At 36.1% G+C, this 22,138-nt stretch carries 22 protein-coding genes; 21 read left to right on the top strand and 1 reads right to left on the bottom strand.

The window, feature by feature from the left end; genetic code table 11:
- Positions 1 to 21 precede the first annotated feature (21 nt).
- From pyrH to HH_RS03985, 21 genes are all read left to right on the top strand, one after another.
- A complete protein-coding gene (gene pyrH, locus HH_RS04085; protein WP_011115673.1) occupies positions 22 to 732 on the top strand; it encodes a UMP kinase in 711 nt (236 codons plus the stop codon).
- Positions 733 to 809: 77 nt separating this feature from the next.
- On the top strand, positions 810 to 1,034 hold the full coding sequence (locus HH_RS04080; RefSeq protein ID WP_011115672.1) for a DNA-directed RNA polymerase subunit omega: 225 nt from the start codon (positions 810 to 812) through the stop codon (positions 1,032 to 1,034).
- Between the two features lie 9 nt (positions 1,035 to 1,043).
- A complete protein-coding gene (locus HH_RS04075; protein WP_011115671.1) occupies positions 1,044 to 3,194 on the top strand; it encodes a RelA/SpoT family protein in 2,151 nt (716 codons plus the stop codon).
- A gap of 12 nt (positions 3,195 to 3,206) precedes the next feature.
- Positions 3,207 to 4,409, top strand: a complete 1,203-nt coding sequence (gene tyrS, locus HH_RS04070; protein WP_011115670.1) for a tyrosine--tRNA ligase — start codon at positions 3,207 to 3,209, stop codon at positions 4,407 to 4,409.
- 10 nt (positions 4,410 to 4,419) lie between these two features.
- Complete coding sequence (locus HH_RS04065; RefSeq protein ID WP_011115669.1) at positions 4,420 to 5,505, top strand: nitronate monooxygenase; 1,086 nt, start codon at positions 4,420 to 4,422, stop codon at positions 5,503 to 5,505.
- A gap of 8 nt (positions 5,506 to 5,513) precedes the next feature.
- A complete protein-coding gene (locus HH_RS04060; RefSeq protein ID WP_011115668.1) occupies positions 5,514 to 6,680 on the top strand; it encodes an N-acetylmuramoyl-L-alanine amidase family protein in 1,167 nt (388 codons plus the stop codon).
- Positions 6,681 to 6,695: 15 nt separating this feature from the next.
- Positions 6,696 to 7,550 (top strand): hypothetical protein, encoded by an 855-nt coding sequence (locus tag HH_RS04055; RefSeq protein ID WP_011115667.1) that lies wholly within the window; start codon positions 6,696 to 6,698, stop codon positions 7,548 to 7,550.
- Between the two features lie 2 nt (positions 7,551 to 7,552).
- Positions 7,553 to 8,284, top strand: a complete 732-nt coding sequence (hisA, locus tag HH_RS04050) for a 1-(5-phosphoribosyl)-5-[(5-phosphoribosylamino)methylideneamino]imidazole-4-carboxamide isomerase (RefSeq protein WP_011115666.1) — start codon at positions 7,553 to 7,555, stop codon at positions 8,282 to 8,284.
- Between the two features lie 87 nt (positions 8,285 to 8,371).
- The gene (locus HH_RS04045; RefSeq protein ID WP_011115665.1) at positions 8,372 to 8,749 is read left to right on the top strand and encodes a chemotaxis response regulator CheY; all 378 of its coding nucleotides are present in this window, start codon (positions 8,372 to 8,374) and stop codon (positions 8,747 to 8,749) included.
- A 21-nt stretch (positions 8,750 to 8,770) separates the two neighbouring features.
- Entirely contained in the window at positions 8,771 to 9,724 is a 954-nt protein-coding gene (locus HH_RS04040) for a 50S ribosomal protein L11 methyltransferase (protein WP_011115664.1), read from the top strand.
- Between the two features lie 22 nt (positions 9,725 to 9,746).
- The gene (gene ftsH, locus HH_RS04035; protein WP_041309026.1) at positions 9,747 to 11,648 is read left to right on the top strand and encodes an ATP-dependent zinc metalloprotease FtsH; all 1,902 of its coding nucleotides are present in this window, start codon (positions 9,747 to 9,749) and stop codon (positions 11,646 to 11,648) included.
- A gap of 9 nt (positions 11,649 to 11,657) precedes the next feature.
- Entirely contained in the window at positions 11,658 to 12,290 is a 633-nt protein-coding gene (locus HH_RS04030; protein ID WP_011115661.1) for a hypothetical protein, read from the top strand.
- Entirely contained in the window at positions 12,280 to 13,002 is a 723-nt protein-coding gene (gene pssA / locus HH_RS04025; protein WP_011115660.1) for a CDP-diacylglycerol--serine O-phosphatidyltransferase, read from the top strand. The genes HH_RS04030 and pssA overlap by 11 nt, the downstream gene beginning before the upstream one ends.
- A gap of 57 nt (positions 13,003 to 13,059) precedes the next feature.
- A complete protein-coding gene (locus HH_RS04020) occupies positions 13,060 to 14,025 on the top strand; it encodes a chemotaxis protein (RefSeq protein WP_011115659.1) in 966 nt (321 codons plus the stop codon).
- A 1-nt stretch (position 14,026) separates the two neighbouring features.
- Positions 14,027 to 15,247, top strand: a complete 1,221-nt coding sequence (gene nspC / locus HH_RS04015) for a carboxynorspermidine decarboxylase (RefSeq protein ID WP_041309298.1) — start codon at positions 14,027 to 14,029, stop codon at positions 15,245 to 15,247.
- Positions 15,248 to 16,234: a tRNA dihydrouridine synthase gene (locus HH_RS04010; RefSeq protein ID WP_011115657.1), complete on the top strand. Its 987-nt coding sequence runs from the start codon at positions 15,248 to 15,250 to the stop codon at positions 16,232 to 16,234.
- Positions 16,235 to 17,002, top strand: a complete 768-nt coding sequence (locus HH_RS04005; RefSeq protein ID WP_011115656.1) for a tetratricopeptide repeat protein — start codon at positions 16,235 to 16,237, stop codon at positions 17,000 to 17,002.
- 100 nt (positions 17,003 to 17,102) lie between these two features.
- Positions 17,103 to 17,837, top strand: coding sequence for a hypothetical protein (locus HH_RS04000; RefSeq protein WP_011115655.1), 735 nt, complete (start codon positions 17,103 to 17,105; stop codon positions 17,835 to 17,837).
- A gap of 158 nt (positions 17,838 to 17,995) precedes the next feature.
- Positions 17,996 to 18,637, top strand: a complete 642-nt coding sequence (locus HH_RS03995; RefSeq protein ID WP_148141013.1) for a hypothetical protein — start codon at positions 17,996 to 17,998, stop codon at positions 18,635 to 18,637.
- Between the two features lie 11 nt (positions 18,638 to 18,648).
- Positions 18,649 to 19,557 (top strand): BspA family leucine-rich repeat surface protein, encoded by a 909-nt coding sequence (locus tag HH_RS03990; protein WP_011115653.1) that lies wholly within the window; start codon positions 18,649 to 18,651, stop codon positions 19,555 to 19,557.
- A gap of 368 nt (positions 19,558 to 19,925) precedes the next feature.
- The gene (locus HH_RS03985; protein WP_011115652.1) at positions 19,926 to 20,594 is read left to right on the top strand and encodes an outer membrane beta-barrel protein; all 669 of its coding nucleotides are present in this window, start codon (positions 19,926 to 19,928) and stop codon (positions 20,592 to 20,594) included.
- A gap of 105 nt (positions 20,595 to 20,699) precedes the next feature.
- Here the strand turns inward: HH_RS03985 and HH_RS03980 are convergent, their stop codons facing one another.
- On the bottom strand, positions 20,700 to 22,097 hold the full coding sequence (locus HH_RS03980; protein ID WP_011115651.1) for a sodium-dependent transporter: 1,398 nt from the start codon (positions 22,095 to 22,097) through the stop codon (positions 20,700 to 20,702).
- Positions 22,098 to 22,138: the final 41 nt, after the last annotated feature.

Genomic DNA, 22,138 nt, shown 5'->3' with positions numbered 1-22,138 from the left:
AAAAATATATAAGGATAGCGTATGGAATATAAACGTGTTTTGGTAAAATTTTCAGGTGAGGCGTTATCAGGTAATAGCGGGTTTGGTATTGATGTAAAGATATTAGAATATATTGCAGGTGAGATAAAATCACTTGTAGATAATCAGATTGAAGTGGGCATAGTGATTGGTGGAGGCAATATCATAAGGGGTGTTTCAGCTGCACAGGGTGGCATTATCCGCCGCACAAGTGGGGACTATATGGGTATGCTAGCCACAGTGATTAATGCGGTGGCAATGCAAGAAGCTTTAGAATATTTGGGTGTAGATGTGCGTGTGCAAAGTGCTTTAGAGATTAAAGAAGTCTGCGAAAGTTATATTTATCGCCGTGCAATTAGGCATTTAGAAAAAGGACGGGTAGTAGTATTTGGTGCAGGCACCGGAAATCCTTTTTTTACTACTGATAGTGCAGCAACTTTGCGTGCAGTGGAGATTGGTGCTGATGTGATTATCAAAGCAACAAAGGTTGATGGTGTATATGATAAAGACCCGCATAAATTTTCTGATGCTAAAATGCTTGAAAGCATCAGTTATGATGAAGCACTAAGAGATCATATCAAGGTAATGGACGACACAGCCATTGCTCTTGCAAAAGACAATAAATTACCGATTTTAGTGTGCAATATGTTTAGAGAAGGTAATTTACTTGATTTGCTTAAATATAAAAAAGGCATTTGTTCTATTGTTAAATAAAACAGATAAAAGCAAAACTAAATAAAAAAAAAGATAGAATCCACGATTCTACAAACTCTTAAAGCAAAAGGAATACTATGGATACATTACGAACAGAGGAAATTGCAGCAAAAGCTCTTAAAAGAGTGCATAATGATAGATATTTGCTTGCAAGTTTAATTTTTGAACGTGTTAAAGAACTTGGAGAAGGGGCGAAGCCACTTGTAGATATGGATGTTAAGACATATAAATTGCCTGATATTGCTATGCGCGAAATTGCTGAAGGAAAAGTAGAGCTAACTTCCATTGAGGATAGGGAATAGGGAAAGATTTTGGATTTTTTTACCCAACTCGCCCAAATTAATTCTATAGAATCTGCTGTTGCTAAGCTTCATTCACTTACACAAGTTACGCCTAAAGTGCAAAAAGCTATTGATGTGGCAACTCTCGCACACGAAGGACAACTTCGTAAAAGTGGTATCCCTTATGTGGTTCATCCTTTATGTGTAGCTTGTATAGTGGCATTTTATGGTGGCGATGAGACGATGCTATGTGCTGCGCTTTTGCACGATGTAGTAGAAGATACATTATGCTCACTTGAAGATGTCCAACGTGAGTTTGATTGGGACGTAGGACATTTGGTTGATGCGCTTACAAAGATTGTAGAGATTCGTAACGAAGAGTTAAGTAGCAATTTTAATGAAAAACTTGCTGCGTCTGCGTTAAGCTTCCGCAAAATGCTCCTTGCCTCAATTAAAGATATTCGTGCACTTGTAATTAAAATAAGCGATAGAATGCACAATATGCTTACCCTTGATGCTCTTCCACCACATAAGCAAAAACGTATCGCAGAAGAAACGCTTATGGTATATGCACCTATTGCCCATCGTTTGGGTATTGCCTCACTTAAAAGTGAGTTAGAAGATAGAAGTTTTTTTTATATTTTTCCTCAAGATTACAAAAAAATTGAGCAATATATCAAGGATAATAGCCAATCTATCACGCTCAAACTCAATGAATTTACCCAAAAAATTTCTATGATTTTATTGCAAAATGGTTTTAATGAAAAAGATTTCACTATCAAATCTCGCGTAAAACGTTATTATTCAATTTTTCTTAAAATGCAGCGCAAAGGGGTAAGCATTGATGAAATTTTGGATTTGTTAGCTGTGCGCATTATTGTGCCGACAAGCCTTGAATGTTATAAGGTTCTTGGACTTTTGCATTTGCAGTTAAAACCTGTTGTTTCGCGCCTTAAAGATTATATTGCAATCCCTAAGGAAAATGGTTATCAGACTATACACACGACTATTTTTGAAGGAGCAAATATTTATGAAGTGCAAATTCGCACTTTTGATATGCACAAATCTGCTCAATATGGTGTAGCAGCACATTGGAAATATAAAAGTGGCGGAAGAGAACCAAACCTTGAATGGCTCAATAATTTACAATATCAAAATGATACTATTGAGGAATTTTATGAACTTGCAAAAAATGATTTATACAAGGAAGATATGGTTGTATTTTCACCTACGGGAGATATTTATAATCTTCCTGTGGGTGCAGTGGCACTTGATTTTGCCTATGCAGTGCATAGTGATATAGGTGATAATGCTAAAGTAGCTTTGGTAAATCATCAAAAAGTCTCTTTGCTTCAACCACTCAAAAATGGCGATATTGTGCGCATTATTGTTGCCACAGATAATAAAGAGATTCGTCCTCGTTGCACTTGGATTGACGCTGTCAAAACTTCAAGAGCCAAAAATCATATGAAAATTCAATGCCAAAATAAGCTTAGAGAAATTGATAAAAAAGCAGCACTTAATATTTTAAAAACGATTTTTGATAGCTCCCAAGACACAATTTTAGCTTATTTAAAGGAAAATAAGTTAGATTCTCATATTTATCGTGCTGCGTATGATTTGATATTTTTAAAAGAAGTAAAAAATAGCATTAGGGGTAATTTTGCACGAGAGGCAAACTTTTTGGGGAAAATTAAAATTAATATGTTGAAATTTAAAACTCTTGTTTTTGATAATATTGTTTTGCAAACTAATCGTAATATTAGTGAAGCAATATTTGATTTTTGCTGCCACCCTAAATTTGGTGATGAGATTCTTGCCATTAAAACTGCACAAAAAGCTTATATTCATCATAAAATGTGTGAGAGAGCGATTAGGGAAATGGAGCAAGGAAGTGAGATGCTTTTTGTGCAATGGGCAAATGAGCAAAAAGATACTTATAAAATGATTGTTGCCCTTGAAAATCAAAAAGGAGCATTGGCGCGTTTGTGTGGATTATGTGCTAAGCTTGATTGCAATATTGTAAGTGTAGAGTATGATACATTAAAGCAGCAGTTTTCAACTTATTGTGAGATTTGTTTTGAGAGTAAAACACGTGATATTAAAACATTAAGAGAGATATTTAATAAAAAGTATAAAATTATTGAATTAAGTAGCCTTAAAGATGCGTATTTAAGCTAGAAAGGAAATGATGTGAAAATAAAACAAGCAATGCAAGAGATTTCACGTGGTTGTGTGGAGTTTATAGGGGAGGAATATATTCGCGATTTAGTGGAGAGATTCTATAATACAGGAGAGCGTTTTTGTGTCAAAGCAGGATTTGACCCTACTGCACCCGATTTGCATTTAGGACATACGGTGCTTTTGCAAAAACTTGCTACATTTCAACGATATGGTGGCGATGTAAAATTTCTTATTGGTGATTTTACTGCTACTATAGGAGACCCAAGCGGAAAAAGTGAAACACGAAAGCCTTTAAGTGCAGAACAAGTAAAGGCAAATGCCCTTACTTACAAAGAGCAAGTATTTAAAGTGCTTGACCCTCAATATACGCAGATATGTTTTAATTCCAAATGGCTCAATGAACTGGGTGCGCTTGGACTTATTACACTTACTTCGCATTTTTCTGTGGCGCGTATGCTTGAACGTGATGATTTTACTAAACGTTATAATAATAATCAATCCATTTCCATAGTAGAATTTATATATCCGCTTTTGCAAGGTTATGATTCGGTTGCTTTAAATTGTGATATTGAATTAGGTGGTAATGACCAAAAGTTTAATCTTTTAGTTGGGCGAAGTTTGCAGAGGGCTTATAAACTTAATAAAGAGCAATCAGTAATGACACTGCCACTTTTAGAAGGGCTTGATGGAGTGCATAAGATGAGCAAATCACTTAATAATTATATTGGTGTTACAGAATCTGCCAATACAATGTATGCTAAGATTCTAAGCATTAACGATGAGATGATGTGGCGATATTATGAGTTACTTTCATCATTGTCATTACAAGAGATTGTTATGCTTAAAGAGCAAGTAAATACGGGGAATGCTCACCCTAAAGCTGTGAAAGAACAACTTGCTTTAGAAATTACTACACGTTATCATAACATTGATTTAGCAAAACAAGCTAAAATAGCATTTGACAATGTGTTTAGCAAAGATGAGATACCTACGGATTTAGCTGTATTTACTTGCAATGAAGGTGAATGGATAGCTAGAGTGCTTGTAATTGCGGGGCTTTGTGAATCTACTTCACAGGCGCGGAGGGATATTCGTGCAGGGGCATTGAAAATTAACAAAGAAAAGATAATGAATGAAGAATTGAAGTTATCAGTGGGTGAATATATTGTTCAAATTGGCAAAAGACGTTTTGCAAAAGTGATTATATCGTAAGGATTGCGTGATGGGATTAAAACCACTTAAAATAGGTAAGCACACGATAAAGTATCCAATTTTTCAAGGGGGTATGGGTGTGGGTATCAGCTGGGATAGGCTTGCTGGTAACGTTTCTAAAGAGGGTGCGCTTGGTATTATTAGTGCAGTAGGCACAGGATATTACCAAAAAATGCAATTTGTTGAAAAAATTACTCATTCCAAGCCTTTTGAAGCTATTAATTTTTATTCAAAACACGCACTCAATGAGATTTTTAAGAATGCACGTAAAATTTGTGGGAATAATCCGCTTGGGGCAAATATTCTTTATGCAATTAATGAATATGGACGAGTAGTGCGGGATGCGTGTGAAGCTGGAGCAAATATCATTGTAACAGGTGCGGGATTGCCTACTAATATGCCTGAATTTACTAAAAATTTTCCTGATGTAGCACTTGTGCCTATTGTATCTTCAGCTAAGGCATTAAAGATTATTTGTAGGCGTTGGATGGATAGATATGCAAGAATCCCTGATGCAGTAATAGTAGAGGGACCACTTAGTGGCGGGCATCAGGGCTTTAGCTATGAGGATTGTTTTAAAGAAGAATATCAGCTTGAGAATGTTCTTCCTCAAGTAGTTGATGAAGCAAAAAAATGGGGGAATATTCCTGTTATAGCTGCTGGAGGCATTTGGGATAGAAGTGATATTGATAGAATGCTTTCTTTGGGTGCAAGCGGAGTTCAAATGGGGACAAGATGGCTTGGCTCTGAAGAATGTGATGCGGTAGCTTATCGTGATTTAATGCCTTCTGTATCTAAAGAAGATATTGAGCTTGTTAAATCTCCGGTGGGCTATCCTGCACGCGCAGTTAAGACAGGAATTTTTGATAGAATCGCACAAGGTAACGCGCCAAAAATTCGTTGTGTGAGTAATTGTGTTTCACCTTGTCATAGAGGTGTGGAGGCAAAAAAAGTAGGTTATTGCATTGCGGATTCTTTGGGGCGTGGATTTATGGGTGATAGGGAGCAGGGATTATATTTTACAGGGGCAAATGGATATAGAATCCAAAAAATTCAACCCGTGAGAGAAATTATTGCTGAATTAGTCCAAGATTAGGGGCGTAAATGTTGCGTATTTTAGCAATTTTATTCCTTACAATAGTGTATGTGTGGGGAGAATATCGCATAGTAAAAATGGTGCCTTTTGGTGATGGGAATCTTAAAATTGTTTTTGACCAAGATATTGCACAACTTCAGTGGCAGACTAAAGAACTTCAAAGCAATAAGAGTTTTATAGATTTTGAAGCAAATCTTACAATTCCTCGCCGTAACTTTATTTTTAAAGACAATTCTACATTGCAAGTAGCGCAAAATACGCCAAAGATTGTGCGTATTGTAATTAATATACAGCCCAAATCAACTTTTGATATTATCAAAGAAAAAGAGAATCTCTATATTTTGATAAAACCTGCTCAACAAGAAGATAAAAAACCTCCACAAAAGCCAATGCCACTAGATTCTAAAAATACTCCAAAACCTTCCCAAACAAAAGAAAATAAAATATCTCAAGACACGCAGATGCCAAAAACTACAAATAAGAATCATAAAATAAATACAGGAAAAAAGATTGTTGTTGATGCTGGACACGGAGGGAAGGATTGTGGCACAAAAAGTGTAGAGGGCATATGTGAGAAAATGATTGTGCTTGAAGTGGCGAAGATCCTTTCCCAAGAGCTTAAAAGTCGTGGTTATTTAGTGCATATGACGCGCAATACTGATATATATATTGATTTACGAAAACGCACGGAATTTGCCAATGCCAAAAGTGCAGATTTATTTGTCTCTGTGCATGCAAATTCAATGCCCAAAGATTCTCCTAAAACACCAAGTGGTGTAGAAACTTATTTCCTTTCACCTGCACGGAGTGAGCGCGCTGAACAAGTGGCAAAAGCCGAAAACCAAGGAGATATTGAAACAATGAGTCATTTTGCGACAAAATCTTTTTTAAATACCATTAGTGCCTTTCATCTTGTCGCTTCACATAAACTAGCTATCGAGATTCAATCAGGCATACTTAATCAGGTGAGAGAAAAGCACAATACACACGATGGAGCAGTAAGGGAGGGTCCATTCTGGGTTTTAGCCGGGGCACTTATGCCTTCTGTATTAATAGAAATTGGTTATGCTTCACATAAAGACGAAGGTAAATTGATTGCTAAAAAGGATTACCAAAAGCTTATTGCTAAGGGTATAGCTGATGGTATAGATGGATATTTTTTAAGAAATTATTAGATTCTAAGGATTAAAATGAAACAACCTACACGTATTACAATTATTTTTTCTTTGCTTTTCTTTGCTTTTTTTGTTTTTACGAATCTCACACTTTTTATTTCGCAATTCTCACATTCTTTTTCACATTTATTTTTGATTTTTATTCGTGAGAATCAGCTTTTTGATCATTTGAGTATATTTTTCTTTTTTTGTGGGTTTATTTTGTGCAGTATTTTTATCATTTTTAGCAGTTGTAATCAAACAAGTAATACCTTACAGCGCGTGATAGTGCTCATATTTGGTGTAATATTTATTTATCTTGTTATTCTAAAAATTACTTATGTGCCAAGAACAGAGGATATTATGGATATGTTTGCGATTGAAGGGAGCATTTATCATCGTGGCTTTTTTGAGCTTCTTGCAGATTATTTACCGCGTATTTTTCTGCTCGTGTGTGTGTATATATTTTTTGTATATATTCCACTCTTATTTTTAATTTTTGGCATTCATCCTAATGAGCATAATCAGGTTGGAAAAATGCTTGAAGATATGCGTCCTTCCATTAATATTATTATAGTCGTGCTTTTTGCTCTCTCTTTGCAGCCATATTATTATCGTGATAATATATATGCGTATCTTGATATTTTTGCATTTTTGGGAGGCATAGGTTTGCTTGTGTGGGCGATAATAAAACATAAAGATGTTTTTGGATTCTATGAGTATGTGAATTTTGCTTTACTGATGTTGGGTATGCTTATTTGTTTTATTTGCACCTCTGTGTTGTCTATTTCTGATAATTATTTTAATGCGCGTTACGCGTTTTTGGTATTTGCTTTTGTAGGCTGGTGTGCCGAATGGATGTATAATAGTATGAAACCCATTGAGGAGTAAAGATGGCACTTGATATTTATCCTGCGATTGATTTAAAAGAAGGCAAAGCAGTGAGGCTTTTTAAGGGTGATATGCAGAGTGCTACAATTTATGGTGAGGCGTTGGAGTTTGCTAAGATGTTTGAAGATATGGGTGCAAAATGGTTGCATATTGTTGATTTAGATGGCGCATTTGCAGGTATTCCACAGAATCTAAAATATATTGAGGAGATTTTGCGCACGACACATTTGCAAATACAAATTGGCGGAGGCATACGCAATGAAGAGCGCATCAGGCTTTATATGGATTTAGGAGTAAGTAGAGTTATCCTTGGCTCAATCGCGATAAAAAATTGGGAATTTGTCAAAACAATGGCGCATTCTTATCCTATTGCAGTGGGTATTGATGCACGAGAGGGTAAGGTTGCTGTGCAAGGCTGGGCTAAAGAAAGTGATATATGTTCAAGTGTGTTGGCTGAAAAATTTGCAGGAAGTGAAGTGCAAGCTATTATATGCACTGATATTAATCGTGATGGTGCATTAAGTGGTATTAATGTATCATTTACGCAAGATATTGCGTGTCGCAGCGGTATTTATACGATTGCAAGTGGTGGTTTTGCTTCATCAAATGAGCTTGAAATTTTAGATGAGAACCCTTATATTAGCGGCGTAATCATAGGAAAAGCATTTTATGAAGGAAAAATAAATCTTAAAGAAGCGTTAGCATTGTTTGAAAATAAGAAAGTAAAAATTTGAAAAAATGCAAGAATGAATCTATAATATATACAAAAATATGCTAGAATGCCGTTTTATTTATAGCTGTATTTAAAATAAGGAGATAACTTGAAACTGCTAGTTGTTGATGATAGCTCCACAATGAGAAGAATTATAAAGAATACCCTCCAACGCTTAGGATATGAGGATATTTTAGAAGCCGAACATGGTGTAGAAGCTTGGCAGATTATGGATACCACTGAAGGCATACAAGTGCTTATTACGGATTGGAATATGCCTGAAATGAATGGTTTAGATTTGGTTAAAAAAGTGCGCTCTGATGAGCGATATACATCTATTCCTATCATAATGGTTACAACTGAGGGTGGTAAAGCAGAAGTTATTACTGCACTTAAAGCAGGAGTTAATAATTACATTGTGAAGCCTTTTACACCTCAAGTCCTCAAAGAAAAACTAGAAGTTGTATTAGGCGTGAATGAGGACTAGGCTTGAGACTTGAGGCAAGGGTTGGATAAACAAACATATTGGGAAATTATTATCCACCCAAGTGATTTTTTAGACCAGTTTACTGATTTTATTATTCAAAAGACTTCTTGTGCAATTGAATTTTTTGATATACTACCCACACCATCTCATTTTGCTATTATTTATGATGATGCTTCTTGGCAAAGCGTTTTAGGTTTTGATATTCTTAAAGCTAAAAAAAGCAAGCAACCTACGCAAATTGTCAGTCGCATTGCCTCAAATGAAATAAATATACAAGATTTCTTAGAATCTTTACAACATTTTGCGTTGATGCTTGCTCAAAACACACAAGATTCTGTAGGATTTTGCTATCATATTGAAGAAAAGTTTAATTATGATTGGATAAAAGCATATCAAGATTCTATTGAGCCTGTGCAATGCGGAAGATTCTATATTCGTCCCTCTTGGGAGCAGGAGGTAAAAGAATCTTATGATGAAATCATCATTAATCCTGCATTTGCTTTTGGTTCTGGGCATCACGCAAGCACTGCAATGTGTTTAGAATTTTTAAGCGAAATGAATATACAAGGCAAAACACTTCTTGATGTGGGTTGTGGCAGTGGCATTTTGAGCATAGCTTCTTGCAAGCTTGGTGCGCAGGTATATGCTTGTGATACTGATGAAAATGCTATAAAAGAATGTAATAAAAATATTTTACTCAATGGAGTTATGCTCAATGCACTTTGGCAGGGAAGTATTGCCGACTCTCCTATGGGTGCCCCACAAAAGTATGATGTGATTGTGGCTAATATTGTTGCTTTTATTGTGAAAGTTTTACACAATGATTTTAGGACAAAACTTGCAAAAAATGGAGTTTTAATTCTTTCTGGGATACTTGATGAATATAAATTTGATATAATAAAGGCATTTAATGATTTTGATATGCTAGATACTTGTTGTAAAGATGGGTGGGTAGCTTTGAAATTGACTTTGTAACTTATTTGGAAAAAGGACAACTATGGAAAATCCTAATGAAAAAAAACCGCCTTTTAAGCAAAATCCTTTTCTTACTTTTGCTATTTTTGTGATTCTCACATTGCTTTTGTTTAAACTATTTTCGCCTAATGGTGATTCATTTACAGAGCGTTTGATGGGAGGAAATATTACAAAAGAAATTAGCTATAATGAGTTAAAAGAGCTTATTACTCGGGGTGAGATTAGTGCAGTAAATATTGGGCAGACTTACATTAAAGCATATTCTGCTAATACTTCGCCACGGATTCTTTATACTACAAAAAAAGTAGCAGATTTGGGACTCGTGCCTTTGCTTGATGAGAAGAAAATTGAATATAGTGGCTTTAGCGAAGGTAGCTTTTTGGGAGATTTAGTAAATATGCTCTTGCCTATTTTTATTATTCTAGCGCTTTGGATGTTTCTTACTGCGCGTATGCAAAAAAGTATGGGTGGAGGCATTTTTGGTATGGGCAATGCTAAAAAGCTTGTGAATGCGGAAAAGCCTAATGTGCGTTTTGATGATATGGCTGGAAATGCGGAAGCAAAGGAAGAAGTCGTAGAAATTGTAGATTTTCTTAAATATCCCGAACGTTATGCTGCAGTGGGAGCCAAGATTCCACGTGGTGTGCTTTTAGTTGGACCTCCGGGCACAGGTAAGACACTTCTTGCAAAAGCTGTGGCGGGTGAAGCGAATGTGCCATTTTTCTCTATGAGTGGAAGTAGTTTTATTGAAATGTTTGTAGGGCTTGGGGCTAGTCGTGTAAGAGATTTGTTTGAAATGGCAAAGAAAGATGCACCAAGTATTATTTTTATTGATGAAATTGATGCCATTGGAAAAAGTCGTGCAGCTGGAAGTATGGTTGGTGGCAATGATGAGCGTGAGCAAACGCTCAATCAATTACTTGCAGAAATGGACGGATTTGGTTCAGAATCCGCGCCTGTAATTGTGCTTGCTGCAACAAATCGTCCTGAAATCCTTGACCCTGCATTATTGCGCCCAGGGCGATTTGATAGACAGGTGCTTGTAGATAAGCCTGATTTTGAAGGGCGACTTGAAATTCTCAAAGTGCATATTAAAAATGTTTCTTTAGCGCGTGATGTGGATTTACACGAGATTGCAAAATTTACGGCTGGACTTGCGGGGGCAGATTTGGCAAATATCATTAATGAAGCCGCTTTGCTTGCTGGGAGAGAAAATCAAAAAGAAGTAAGTCAAAAACATCTTAAAGAAGCAGTAGAGCGAGGAATTGCAGGATTAGAAAAAAAATCAAGACGCATTTCTCCTAAAGAGAAAAAAATTGTTGCTTACCACGAGAGTGGGCACGCTGTGGTATCCGAGATGACAAAAGGTGCTGATAGAGTGAATAAAGTATCAATTATTCCAAGAGGTATGGCAGCTCTTGGTTATACGCTTCATACACCTGAAGAGAATCGCTATTTGATGCAAAAACACGAGCTTATGGCAGAGGTTGATGTACTTTTAGGTGGGCGTGCAGCCGAAGAAGTATTTTTAGGCGAGATTTCTACAGGCGCAAGCAATGATTTAGAACGTGCTACAGGGATTCTCAAATCAATGATTAGTTATTATGGTATGACAGATGTAAGCGGACTTATGGTGCTTGAAAAACAACGCAATACTTTCCTTGGTGGCGGCAATGCGCAAAGGGAATTTAGCGAACAGCTTGCTCAAGAAATTGATACCCATATTAAAAATACACTTGATGAACGATATAGTTATGTAAAGCAGCTTTTGAGTGATTATCAAGATGCGATTGAAAATATGGTCAAAGAGCTTTTTGAAAAGGAAGTCATTGATGGTGCGCGTGTGAGGGAGATTATTCAAGAATACGAAATGCAAAATAATATAGAATCTCGTCTTATTCCGCTTGAAGAAGAGGAAGTCTAAGGAGGCAATATGACAACGACTACACAATTCATTGCAAAACAGGGTTGGTTGGGTGCAATAGCGCTATTTGTAGCATTTATATTAAGCATATGGTTTGATTGGAATGTATGCGCATTTGTGCTGTTTGTTGCACTTGTTTTATGGCTTGTGATGTTTCGTAATCCTGAAAGGATTCCGCATATTGATGAAAATAATGTTTTTGTTTCACCAGTAGATGGTATTGTGCGTGATATGAGTTATAGTAATGATGAAATGAGCATTCTCATTGAGACACGTTTTATTGATGTGGGCATTATACGAGCGCCTTGCGATATAGTAGAAGGACAATATAGTGAAAAAAAGGGATTATCACTAACGTGCTGTGCTAAAGCTAAATGCAAAGAGCTTAATGCTACAATGCGCTTTGAGAGCCTCAAAGAGAGAGCGTTTTATATGGAGTTTTATCCGATTTTCTTTTCCTCTCATCATTTATTTGCGCAGAATAATTTAAGTATCGGAGAGCGTATAGGTTTTATGAAAGCGGGTATGACACGTATTGTTATCCCTCAAAAGAAAGCTTCTATAGAGTTTGAATCAAAAGTAAGTATCGGTGATAAAGTATGTGCACTCCAAAGTGTAATAGGATATATTTATGAAGTTTAATCCGCTTTTTATTTTACCTAATCTTTTTACTGCAGGAAGTATCTTTTTAGGGGTTTTGAGCGTGATTTATGCTTCAAAAGGGAAGTATGAAATAGCTTGTTGGCTGATTTTAATTTCAATGATATTAGATGGGTTTGATGGTAGAGTTGCACGGCTTACAAATACTGCAAGTAAGTTTGGTGTGGAGTTTGATTCTCTAGCAGATGTGGTAGCATTTGGTGTGGCTCCAGCAATGCTTTTGTATTTTTATATTGGTATGGATTATGGGCGCTTGGGTATGTGTGTCCCAGCTATTTTTGTTATATTTGGTGCAGTGCGTTTGGCGCGTTTTAATATTACTTCAAGTTCAGAACCAAATTTTTTTATTGGATTACCTATTCCTTCGGCTGCGGTAATACTAATGCTATGGGTGCTCATTGATTTAAAATATGGGTTTATAAAAGCTTATGGTTATGAGTATATAATGTTAGGTGGAAGTTTTATTATCAGCATTTTGATGGTAAGCAATATTCGTTATCCGAGCTTTAAGAAGATTGGGTGGAATTTTAAATCTTTTATTGCTGTGATTTTATTGCTTAGCATTATTTATATTTATCCGCAAGAAACATTATGTATATTGATGAGCGGATATGTAATATATGGTATTATGCGTTGGATTGTTATCACAATACGTTTTAGTATGAAGTCTAACCATAAGGACAAAAATACATAAAGTTAGATTTAGTGATTTTGTGCTAAACTAAGCTATTTTCCAAATTTGAGGTGTGATATGTCTAAAACAAGTATGTCAAATATTGATCAAGTAACAAGTCTCCACAAGAATAATGAACTTCAACTTCTTTGCTTTCGCCTAGAAAAAGGAAAAGATTTATATGCTGTTAATGTTTTTAAGATTCGTGAAGTGATTAAATATAGTGGTGCGCTTACTGTAGTTACACACGAGAATAATAGTCTTGTGGAAGGACTTATCACAATTCGCGAATTAACTATTCCATTGATTGATATGCGCAAATGGTTTTTTTATGATAGCAATAATAAAAGTAAAAACTTGCGTGATTATGGGGTAAAACGAGCAGCCGGCGAGGAAGATATCATTATGATTTGTGAATTTTCGCGTTGGACGATAGGGGTTAGAATCTACGAAGCAGATAGGATTCTTAACAAAAAATGGACTGAAATAGAGCAAGGTGTGGGTATTGGAGGAGGCGGACATAATGGCAAACTTGTTAGCCGCACACGTTATTTTGATGGGCGCTTGGTGCAAGTAGTAGATATTGAAAAGATGCTTATTGATGTATTTCCGTGGATTGAAAAAGATAAAGAAGAAGGAATTGCTAAAATTTCTCAAATAGAAACGACAAGGAGCATTCTTCTTGCCGATGATAGCCCGACCGTGCTACGCACAATGCAACTTATTTTAAATAAACTTGGCGTAGTGCATCACGACTTTATCAATGGCAAACACTTGCTTGATTATCTTTTTGCGCCTACTACGGATATTAACTCTATTGGTATGATTATTACTGACCTTGAAATGCCTGAAGCAAGTGGTTTTGAAGTTATTAAACAAGTGAAAGCAAATCCTGCTACAGCACATTTACCTATTGTAGTAAATTCATCTATGAGTGGAAGTAGCAACGAAGATATGGCACGTTCCCTTAATGCTGATGAGTTTATCTCTAAATCTAATCCTGTGGAAATTGAAGCCGCAGTAAGGCGCTTTGCTCTCAAATAAAATGCGCCAACTTTCTACACTTCTTACACTTCCCTCTCCAGCGTATGTGCTTGAGGAGGAGAAGCTCAATGCTAATCTCGCGCTTTTAGATTCTGTTCAACAACGAAGTGGTGCAAAAATACTTTTAGCACTCAAAGGTTATGCTTTTTGGCGCGTATTTGAGAATCTTAAATGCACTTTGAGTGGTAGCACAGCAAGTGGCTTATATGAGGCAAGATTAGGGTATGAGGAAATAGGAGGTGCAAATAAGGGCAAAGAAGTGTGTGTGTTTTCTCCTGCGTATAAAAAAGAAGAATTTGAAAGCATTTTAAATTATGCCACACATATTATTTTTAATTCTTTTTATCAATGGCAGAGATTTAAACCACTTATAGAATCTAAAAATACAATGCTTAAGGCACATTCTCAAGCACCTATTGAGGTTGGATTGCGTGTGAATCCTCTTTATAGTGAGGTAGAGCCACCTATTTATAATCCTTGTATTGCGGGTTCTCGTTTGGGTATTACGCCAAATGAATTTCAAAAAGGTGTAGCGCAATATGGATTAGATGGCATTAGTGGATTACATTTTCATACACATTGTGAGCAAGATAGTGCTGCACTTTCTCGCACATTACCACATTTTGAAAAGCATTTTGGTGCATATATTCAGGGAAAGAAATGGGTTAATTTTGGAGGTGGTCATCATATTACGAGGGTAGATTATGATTGTGATTTGCTTGTGAATCTTATTTGTGATTTTAAAAGGCGCTATAAAGATATAGAAATATTTTTAGAGCCCGGTGAAGCTGTGGGGTGGCAAGTGGGATTTTTAATTGGTGAAGTTATAGATATTGTGCAAAATGAAATATCAGTGGCTATACTTGATGTGAGTGCTGCCGCACATATGCCTGATTGCCTTGAAATGCCTTATCGTCCTTCTCTTATAAAGCTCTCCAAACAAACAGGGTTAGAATCTGATAAAGGTGAGGGGAAGGGTGCTTATGCTTATCGCTTAGGTGGTCCAACTTGTTTGGCAGGAGATGTGATAGGCGATTATAGTTTTGATACACCCTTGTGTATAGGTGATAGAGTGATTTTTGAAGATATGCTTCATTATACTATTGTCAAAAATAATACCTTTAATGGTGTGCCACTTCCCTCTCTTGGTGTTATTGACACTCAAGGAGTATGGAAACTCCTTAAAAGCTTTGGTTATGAAGACTATAAACAGAGAAATTAAATGATAGAATTTAATAATCTCCTTATGCTCGCCCCTCTCGCAGGATACACAGATTTGCCTTTTCGCAGTGTGGTAAAAAGTTTTGGTGTGGATATAACAGTGAGTGAAATGATAAGCTCTCACGCTCTTGTTTATAATAATGCCCGCACACTTAAAATGATTGAAAAATCCCCCGAAGAGCAACCTTATAGCGTGCAAATTTCAGGTTCAAAAGAAGAAGTGATTAAAAAAGCAGTAGAGATTTTAAATGCACAAGGAGGCATTGATGTCATTGATTTAAATTGTGGTTGTCCTGCCCCAAAGGTAGCAAATCACGGCAATGGCAGCGGTTTGCTCAAAGACCTTCATCTTCTTGTTAAAATTGCTAATCTCATTAAAGATAGGGCTACTACACCTTATACGAGCCTCAAAGTGCGCTTGGGTTTTGATAAAAAGATTCCTAATGAAATAGCACAAGCTCTTAAAGATGTGCGTTCAGATTTTGTCGTAGTGCATGGGAGAACGCGTGCAGATGGTTATAAAAAAGAGCGTATTGATTATGATGCTATTGCTCATATTAAGCAACATATATCAATGCCTCTTATTGCTAATGGCGAGATTGATAGCGTGGATAAGGCTCAAAAAGTCTTCTCTCACACGGGAGCAAATGGTGTAATGATAGGCAGAGCAGCTATTACTTCGCCGTGGATTTTTTGGCAGATTAAAAATCACACACACGATATTCCACCTATTGTCAAAAAAGAGCTTATTTTGAAGCATTTTAAAAAAATGGTAGAATTTTATGGTGAGCGTGGGGCGATTATGTTTCGTAAGAATCTCCACGCCTATGCTAAAGGACACGAAGGGGCAAGTGTGTTTAGAAATGTTATTAATAATGTGAGTGATGTTCCTAGCATTATGCGGCATATAGAGGAGTTTTTTGCGTGTAATGAAGTCATAACGCATAAGTTTCCCCAGCTTGTGCATTTAAATAAAAGGACAAGCTAGATGAGATTCCACAATCGTATTATTCAATGGTGTTTAGCTTTGGTTATGGTAACAATGTGTATATGGGCAAATGAGCAAGATGAAGTTTTGCAAAATAATATTGAAGAAGTCCAAAATAGCCAAGAAAGCCCTTTGATTAAAGGCATACGAGCAGCCGATACTGATTTTTACCAAGGTGTAGTGTTATGGGTAAAAAATATTGATGATGCAAGCACATTCCTCAAAAAAGCTTGTGATGCTAGACACCCCGGGGCGTGTTTGTATTTGGGGAATTATTATGAAGCCAAGTCGCAAAATAAGAGAGATTTACAACACAATCTTACAGAATCTGCGCATTATTATAAACTTGGCTATGATAATAGTCTAGAAGCTTGTAAAGAAGGTGCAATAGAATGGTGTGCCATACAGGCAGTGGCACTTATTGATGGACGCGGTGTGGAAAAAGATGTGGCAAAAGGTTTAGAATACTTAGAAATTATGTGTGAGCGTGATATACAGAGTGCGTGTTCAATGTTGGGCTCATATTATTTTTATGGTGTGAATGTGCAAAAAGATTTAGACAAAGCAAAAGAATTTAATCAAAAGGCTTTAGAGCTAGATTCTAAAGCGTGTGATGAGCATAGAATGTATGCGTGTGTGTTAAGTGCGGAGATTTATCAGCAAGGATTAAGTGTGCCACAAGATTTAAGCAAAGCAAAAAATTATTATCATCGTGCGTGTGATTTGCACAATCAATTCGCTTGCGATTATGTGCAAAAATTGAAATAAAATTACCTATTTTTGCTTTCAAAAATCTGTTTTTTTTTTTTTTTGATATAATCGGGTGCAGATAGCGGTAAATGCTTATATAAAAAAGGGGGGTGGATAGATGATTTTTAGGTGGTTTGGGATAATTTCAGCTTGTTTAGCCGTAGCCTTGCCTATGGGCACACTCTTTTATACGTTAATGTATATGAAAACAGGCGGAGCAAGTGGGATTCCTTTTGCACTCTCTCTATTATTTGCACCTTATGTGTTTGGGATAGGTCTTGTTTTAGGTGCGATTTTGCAAGGCATTTATAATTTTGTCATTGCAAAAAGCTTGTTTAAAAAACTAGAGGGATACACTATTTTTCGTGATGAAAATGGCAGTTTTCTTGTCTTTTTTGAACAAAAAAAGATTTTTCATAGATTAGAGATTAAACTCTTAGAAGGTATGCGCTACTTTATAAAACATAGCATTATGGAAAATCAAAATTGGTGTGAGAAGTCTTCACAAGAAGTTTCTATTGATAAGCCCATACACAATATATCAAGTTTAGATGTGAATTTGAGGCTCAATACACATTGGGAGGCAATTTTTACTTTTGCTCGTTTTTGCGCTCCTTTGCCTTTAGATGATTCTCAAATTATTTTACTTCATCGTGGCTCATTTGTAAATTGGGAGCTTCCACTTTTAAATGATAGTGAGATTCCCAAAGAAATTCAGCTTTTACAAAGGCAAGATAGTAAGACAAAGATTAAGCGATTTTTTGGCATTATGGGGGTTATTTTGCACCCGTGCTTTGCTTTTATTTGTATTTGCAGAGTGCTTTTTATCCCTGTAGTATTTATAATGCAGTAAGCCAAGGTGATATAAAAAAGATAGAGAGGCTTTTAAAAAGCGGAGTAAATCCAAATGTAAAATGTCAAACCAAAGGAGTAATAGCTGACATCTTAAGGTATATATTTTTCCCATTAAGTGAAAAAGGACAAACCCCACTTGATAGAGCAATACAAGATATGAAAGAGGCTTATAATTTGTGGGGAAGCCCTATTATAAGTAATGATATTATCACACTTCTTATAGAATCTGGAGCAGTGATAGAAAAAGAAAAAATTGATTATTTACCGCTTATTTTTGAATATGCTTCTAAAGAAGTGATTGAGCTATTTTTAGCCAAAGGGGCATTCAATGGCAGTGAGGAACAAAGTAGATCCATAGTGCTTTCAGCCTTAGGTAGAAGTGCAGAAAATATACAAGAATATGAGGAAATCGCAGAGTTGGCATTAAGCTTTGTGCAATCCAAAGAACTTAAGCAAGAAATATTAGATAGAGTCTTTTTGTATTGGAGCTATTCTACGAACAAAATGGCTATATTATTAAAGCAAGGTGCAAATATTAATGTCACAGACGAAAATGGGGAAAGTAAGCTTATGGAAGTTTTAAGAGCTATACCATTTACTAGAAATGCAGAAGAAATTATTTTTCTTATACGCAATGGTATAGATGTGAATATTAAAAATAAACATTCCAATATCACTGCACTTGATATTATAAATAGGCAGAAACAAAAATATGAATATGACAAGGTAAGTAGTGAAGTCATAGAGAAGCTACTCTATGAAAAAGGCGCAAAAAGTGGTGCGCAATTACCAAAATAAAGGAGGGCAAAATGAAAAGATTATTATTTATGGTGATGTTTGTAATAATGAGTGTATTTATGTGGATTGGTTGCAAAGATTCTAAAAATTATACATATCACCCAAAGGATAGAGAGGAACTCTTAAAGCTTGTGCGTGATAAGAGTATAAAACTTAATGAAATTGATACGAGCGCTATCACAGATATGAGCTTTCTTTTTGCTCGTTTTAGCATAGAGCAATGCCACGACTTATTTGCAGAGTATTTTGAGCATATAGAATCATTTGTGATTCTTGCTATTGAGGAGCAAGCAGCACAAAAAGGAGAAAGTTATACTCCCACAGATACAGATAGAGAAAATATTAAAAATAACCTCATAGCCCAATGGGAGACAAAGAAGCAAAAGTGTATTAATAATGCGAGGGAGCGAATAGATTTTAGCGGGATACAATCGTGGGATACGAGTAAAGTTGTAGATATGAGCTATATGTTTGGCGGTGTGAAGGAGTTTAATCAACCACTTAACACTTGGAATGTCTCTTCCGTGCAAAATATGAATGGTATGTTTATAGGAACCGCATTGAATCAGCTCTTAAATGCTTGGGATACGAGTAATGTGGAGGATATGGGCGCGATGTTTGCTAGGAGCGCGTTTAATCAACCACTTAACACTTGGAATGTAAGCAAAGTAAAAGATATGAGTTTTATGTTTTATGAAAGCACACATTTTAATCAACCTTTGAATGATTGGGATATTTCGCAGGTTATGGATATGAATTTTATGTTTCAAAATGCTAAAAGTTTTAAGCAAAATCTTGAGAGTTGGGGTGAGAGGCTTAATCCTCAAGTCCAGACATATTTAATCTTTGATAACTCACCTTTATATGCAAACCCACCCAAATGGTATAAAAAGCTCGTAGGTAAAAAGGAGAATAAATGAAAACATATCAATTCTTATGCGCTCTAGCGACATTGAGTGCATTATTGTGGAGTGGCTGTGAGGATAAATATCACCCATAAAATAAAGAGGAACTCTTAAAGCTTGTGTGCGAAAAAATGTAAAGCTCAATAAAATTGATACAAATCGTCCCTTTTAATCTTTTTTCTCAAGATTCTTAATCTGTCGCAAAAGAGAATCTAAAACAAGGATTTTATTAAATAATGTTTCTAAAATACACCTTTTATTTTTTTATTTATATAAAATATTTTTCGGGGGGGGGGGGGTACAGATGTTTTTTAGTTAAAATCCTTGTCTAAACTTTTGAGATTACATAAAAACTCAAAGGCTATTTTTTTAAGGAGACTAAGATGAAAATAAAATTTCTTTTAGGAATGATTCTAGGCTTTGGCTTTATTTCTAGTGTTTATGGTGCAAAAAGTGGTGTGTTTATCGGGGCAGATGTGGGAGTAAATTACCATGTGTCGGAAGGAAAAGTAATATTCTCATCACCTGGTAACGCTTACACATCAGAAAGTAATGACTATTTATTTGATTTATCCTATGGACTAAGAGGAGGCTTTCAATACTACTTCACTCCTAAAGTAGGCTTAAGGGTAGTGGGAGCTTTTGGTAAGGGGAACTATTCTGAAGGTGAAGCTAATGATGGTGAGACTTATGGATTTTTTAGGTATGCGGGCAATGTGGATTTCCTCTATCAATTTGGCTCTAGTGAAATCAATCAGGTAGGAGTATTTGTTGGAGCAGGCTACGAGGGAATAGGAGGGGAGTTAAAAAAACTCTTAGATGATACAAAAGGATTACCCGGACATAAATACAACACGAGTGGGATTTTTATGAATCTTGGATTGCAGGTAATTAGAGATGTGCATCATCAATTTGATTTTATCGTTAGGGTTCCCTTTTATTCTTATCTTGAGAGGAATTTCTCAACGAACACTGCTCAAGGCAACATCACTATTAACTCTTCACACAAAAATAATTATTCTTTCAATATCGCTTACACCTATGTCTTTTAAGACATAAATTTAGCCAAAGTTTTTACTCTTTTTTATAAGGGCTAGAAGCTTTTGGCTCATTTTATATTATGGTGGTTATATACTCTAAAAGATTAGATTTCTCACTCACAGCCCTAAAGATGTAAAAATAAAATCTACCGCGTCCTCTCCTGTAAAAAATTTTATACTCACTGCTACAAGTATCATAATAGTAATAAGCGGAGCAATATAGCGCATAATGATATACCAAAGAGTAAAAGCAATGTTGTTAAAAAAATGTGCGGTGTGCTGTTGTAATTGAGCCTTTGGCACAGCCCAGCCGATAAATGTAACAGCCAAAAGTCCCCCGAGTGTCATAATGATATTTGCAGAGAGAAATTCAATGCTATCCATAAGCGTTTTACCACCAATAGTAAGATAATCTGCCATAGGTGTGCAAATAGAGCAAATAATAATTATACCAAGTGCGCTAATTGCTCCAGCAATGCTCCAAGTTGCCTTTGCTCTGCTCCAATGGTAAGTTTCGCATACATACATAACGGCGGGTTCAAGGAGTGAAATCGCAGAGGTAATGCCTGCAAAACTAAAGGCAATGAGGAATAAAAATGCGATGACATTGCCCCATATACCAAGATGAGAGAGCATAACGGGCAAAGTTATAAAAATAAGCCCAGCACCTCCTCCTACTGCTCCATTATATTCATATACAAAAGTAAAAATCATAAGTCCAGCCATAATAGCGATTAAAATTCCAGATAGCACTACCCAAAGTGCGCTTTTAAGGAGATTTTGATTGCTTTGCGAGGAAGCGGCATAAGTGATGATGATACCTACCCCGAGTGAAAGCGAGAAAAACACCTGCCCTAGAGAATCAATAAATACATTAAGTGTGAGGGCTTTTTTTGCTTCATTTATATCAAAACTCAACATAAAATGTAATGCTTTGCTAAAAGAATCCATACTCATCGCATAGAGCAATAAGCCAAAAAATATAATGAAAAGAAGCGGTGTGAGGATAAGATTCAAGGCTTCAATACCTTTTTTCACACCGCGCGAAATAACCCACGCTGTGATTCCCATAACAAAAAGCAAACCAAGTGTTTGGGGCACAAAACCATTTGTATAGAGGGTATTAAAAATTGTTTCAGAGGTGTGCATATCGCTAGGGAGGTTAAAGCTCACTATAAAGAGATAGTAAAACACCCAGCCTAGCACGATAGCATAAAAAGATAAGATAATAGGACCGCCAATAAGTGTAAATCCAGCTAAACGCCATTTTTTACTTGAGCTCACATCAAGATTTTCATAGCTTTTGACAGCATTGGCGCCCCCCCCCTTGTTCCCAATAAGCATTTCGCCAATAAGCATTGCAATGCCAAGTGAGAGTGCCAAAAATAAATAGAGTAAGACAAATGCACCACCGCCGTTTGTCCCTGCTATGTAGGGAAAACGCCAAATATGCCCTAAGCCGATAGAGCTTCCAAGTGCAGCGAGGATAAAACCAATTTTGCTAAAATGATTCATTAATAACCTTTAAATAATATGAAACTTTGTATAATTTATCT

The organism is Helicobacter hepaticus ATCC 51449 (assembly GCF_000007905.1).
GTDB lineage: Bacteria > Campylobacterota > Campylobacteria > Campylobacterales > Helicobacteraceae > Helicobacter_C > Helicobacter_C hepaticus.
The sequence above is the reverse complement of the archived record's forward strand: the minus strand, read 5'-3'. Positions and strand labels throughout refer to the sequence as shown.

Coding starts and splice junctions, on each gene's coding strand:
- hisA (WP_011115666.1), top strand. CDS start 7,553: ATGGCACTTGATATTTATCCTGCGATTGATTTAAAAGAAGGCAAAGCA.
- HH_RS03990 (WP_011115653.1), top strand. CDS start 18,649: ATGAAAAGATTATTATTTATGGTGATGTTTGTAATAATGAGTGTATTT.
- HH_RS04010 (WP_011115657.1), top strand. CDS start 15,248: ATGATAGAATTTAATAATCTCCTTATGCTCGCCCCTCTCGCAGGATAC.
- HH_RS04080 (WP_011115672.1), top strand. CDS start 810: ATGGATACATTACGAACAGAGGAAATTGCAGCAAAAGCTCTTAAAAGA.
- HH_RS04005 (WP_011115656.1), top strand. CDS start 16,235: ATGAGATTCCACAATCGTATTATTCAATGGTGTTTAGCTTTGGTTATG.
- pyrH (WP_011115673.1), top strand. CDS start 22: ATGGAATATAAACGTGTTTTGGTAAAATTTTCAGGTGAGGCGTTATCA.
- HH_RS03995 (WP_148141013.1), top strand. CDS start 17,996: ATGAAAGAGGCTTATAATTTGTGGGGAAGCCCTATTATAAGTAATGAT.
- HH_RS03985 (WP_011115652.1), top strand. CDS start 19,926: ATGAAAATAAAATTTCTTTTAGGAATGATTCTAGGCTTTGGCTTTATT.
- HH_RS04020 (WP_011115659.1), top strand. CDS start 13,060: ATGTCTAAAACAAGTATGTCAAATATTGATCAAGTAACAAGTCTCCAC.
- HH_RS04030 (WP_011115661.1), top strand. CDS start 11,658: ATGACAACGACTACACAATTCATTGCAAAACAGGGTTGGTTGGGTGCA.
- HH_RS03980 (WP_011115651.1), bottom strand. CDS start 22,097: ATGAATCATTTTAGCAAAATTGGTTTTATCCTCGCTGCACTTGGAAGC.
- ftsH (WP_041309026.1), top strand. CDS start 9,747: ATGGAAAATCCTAATGAAAAAAAACCGCCTTTTAAGCAAAATCCTTTT.
- HH_RS04055 (WP_011115667.1), top strand. CDS start 6,696: ATGAAACAACCTACACGTATTACAATTATTTTTTCTTTGCTTTTCTTT.
- HH_RS04000 (WP_011115655.1), top strand. CDS start 17,103: ATGATTTTTAGGTGGTTTGGGATAATTTCAGCTTGTTTAGCCGTAGCC.
- pssA (WP_011115660.1), top strand. CDS start 12,280: ATGAAGTTTAATCCGCTTTTTATTTTACCTAATCTTTTTACTGCAGGA.
- HH_RS04065 (WP_011115669.1), top strand. CDS start 4,420: ATGGGATTAAAACCACTTAAAATAGGTAAGCACACGATAAAGTATCCA.
- nspC (WP_041309298.1), top strand. CDS start 14,027: ATGCGCCAACTTTCTACACTTCTTACACTTCCCTCTCCAGCGTATGTG.
- HH_RS04060 (WP_011115668.1), top strand. CDS start 5,514: ATGTTGCGTATTTTAGCAATTTTATTCCTTACAATAGTGTATGTGTGG.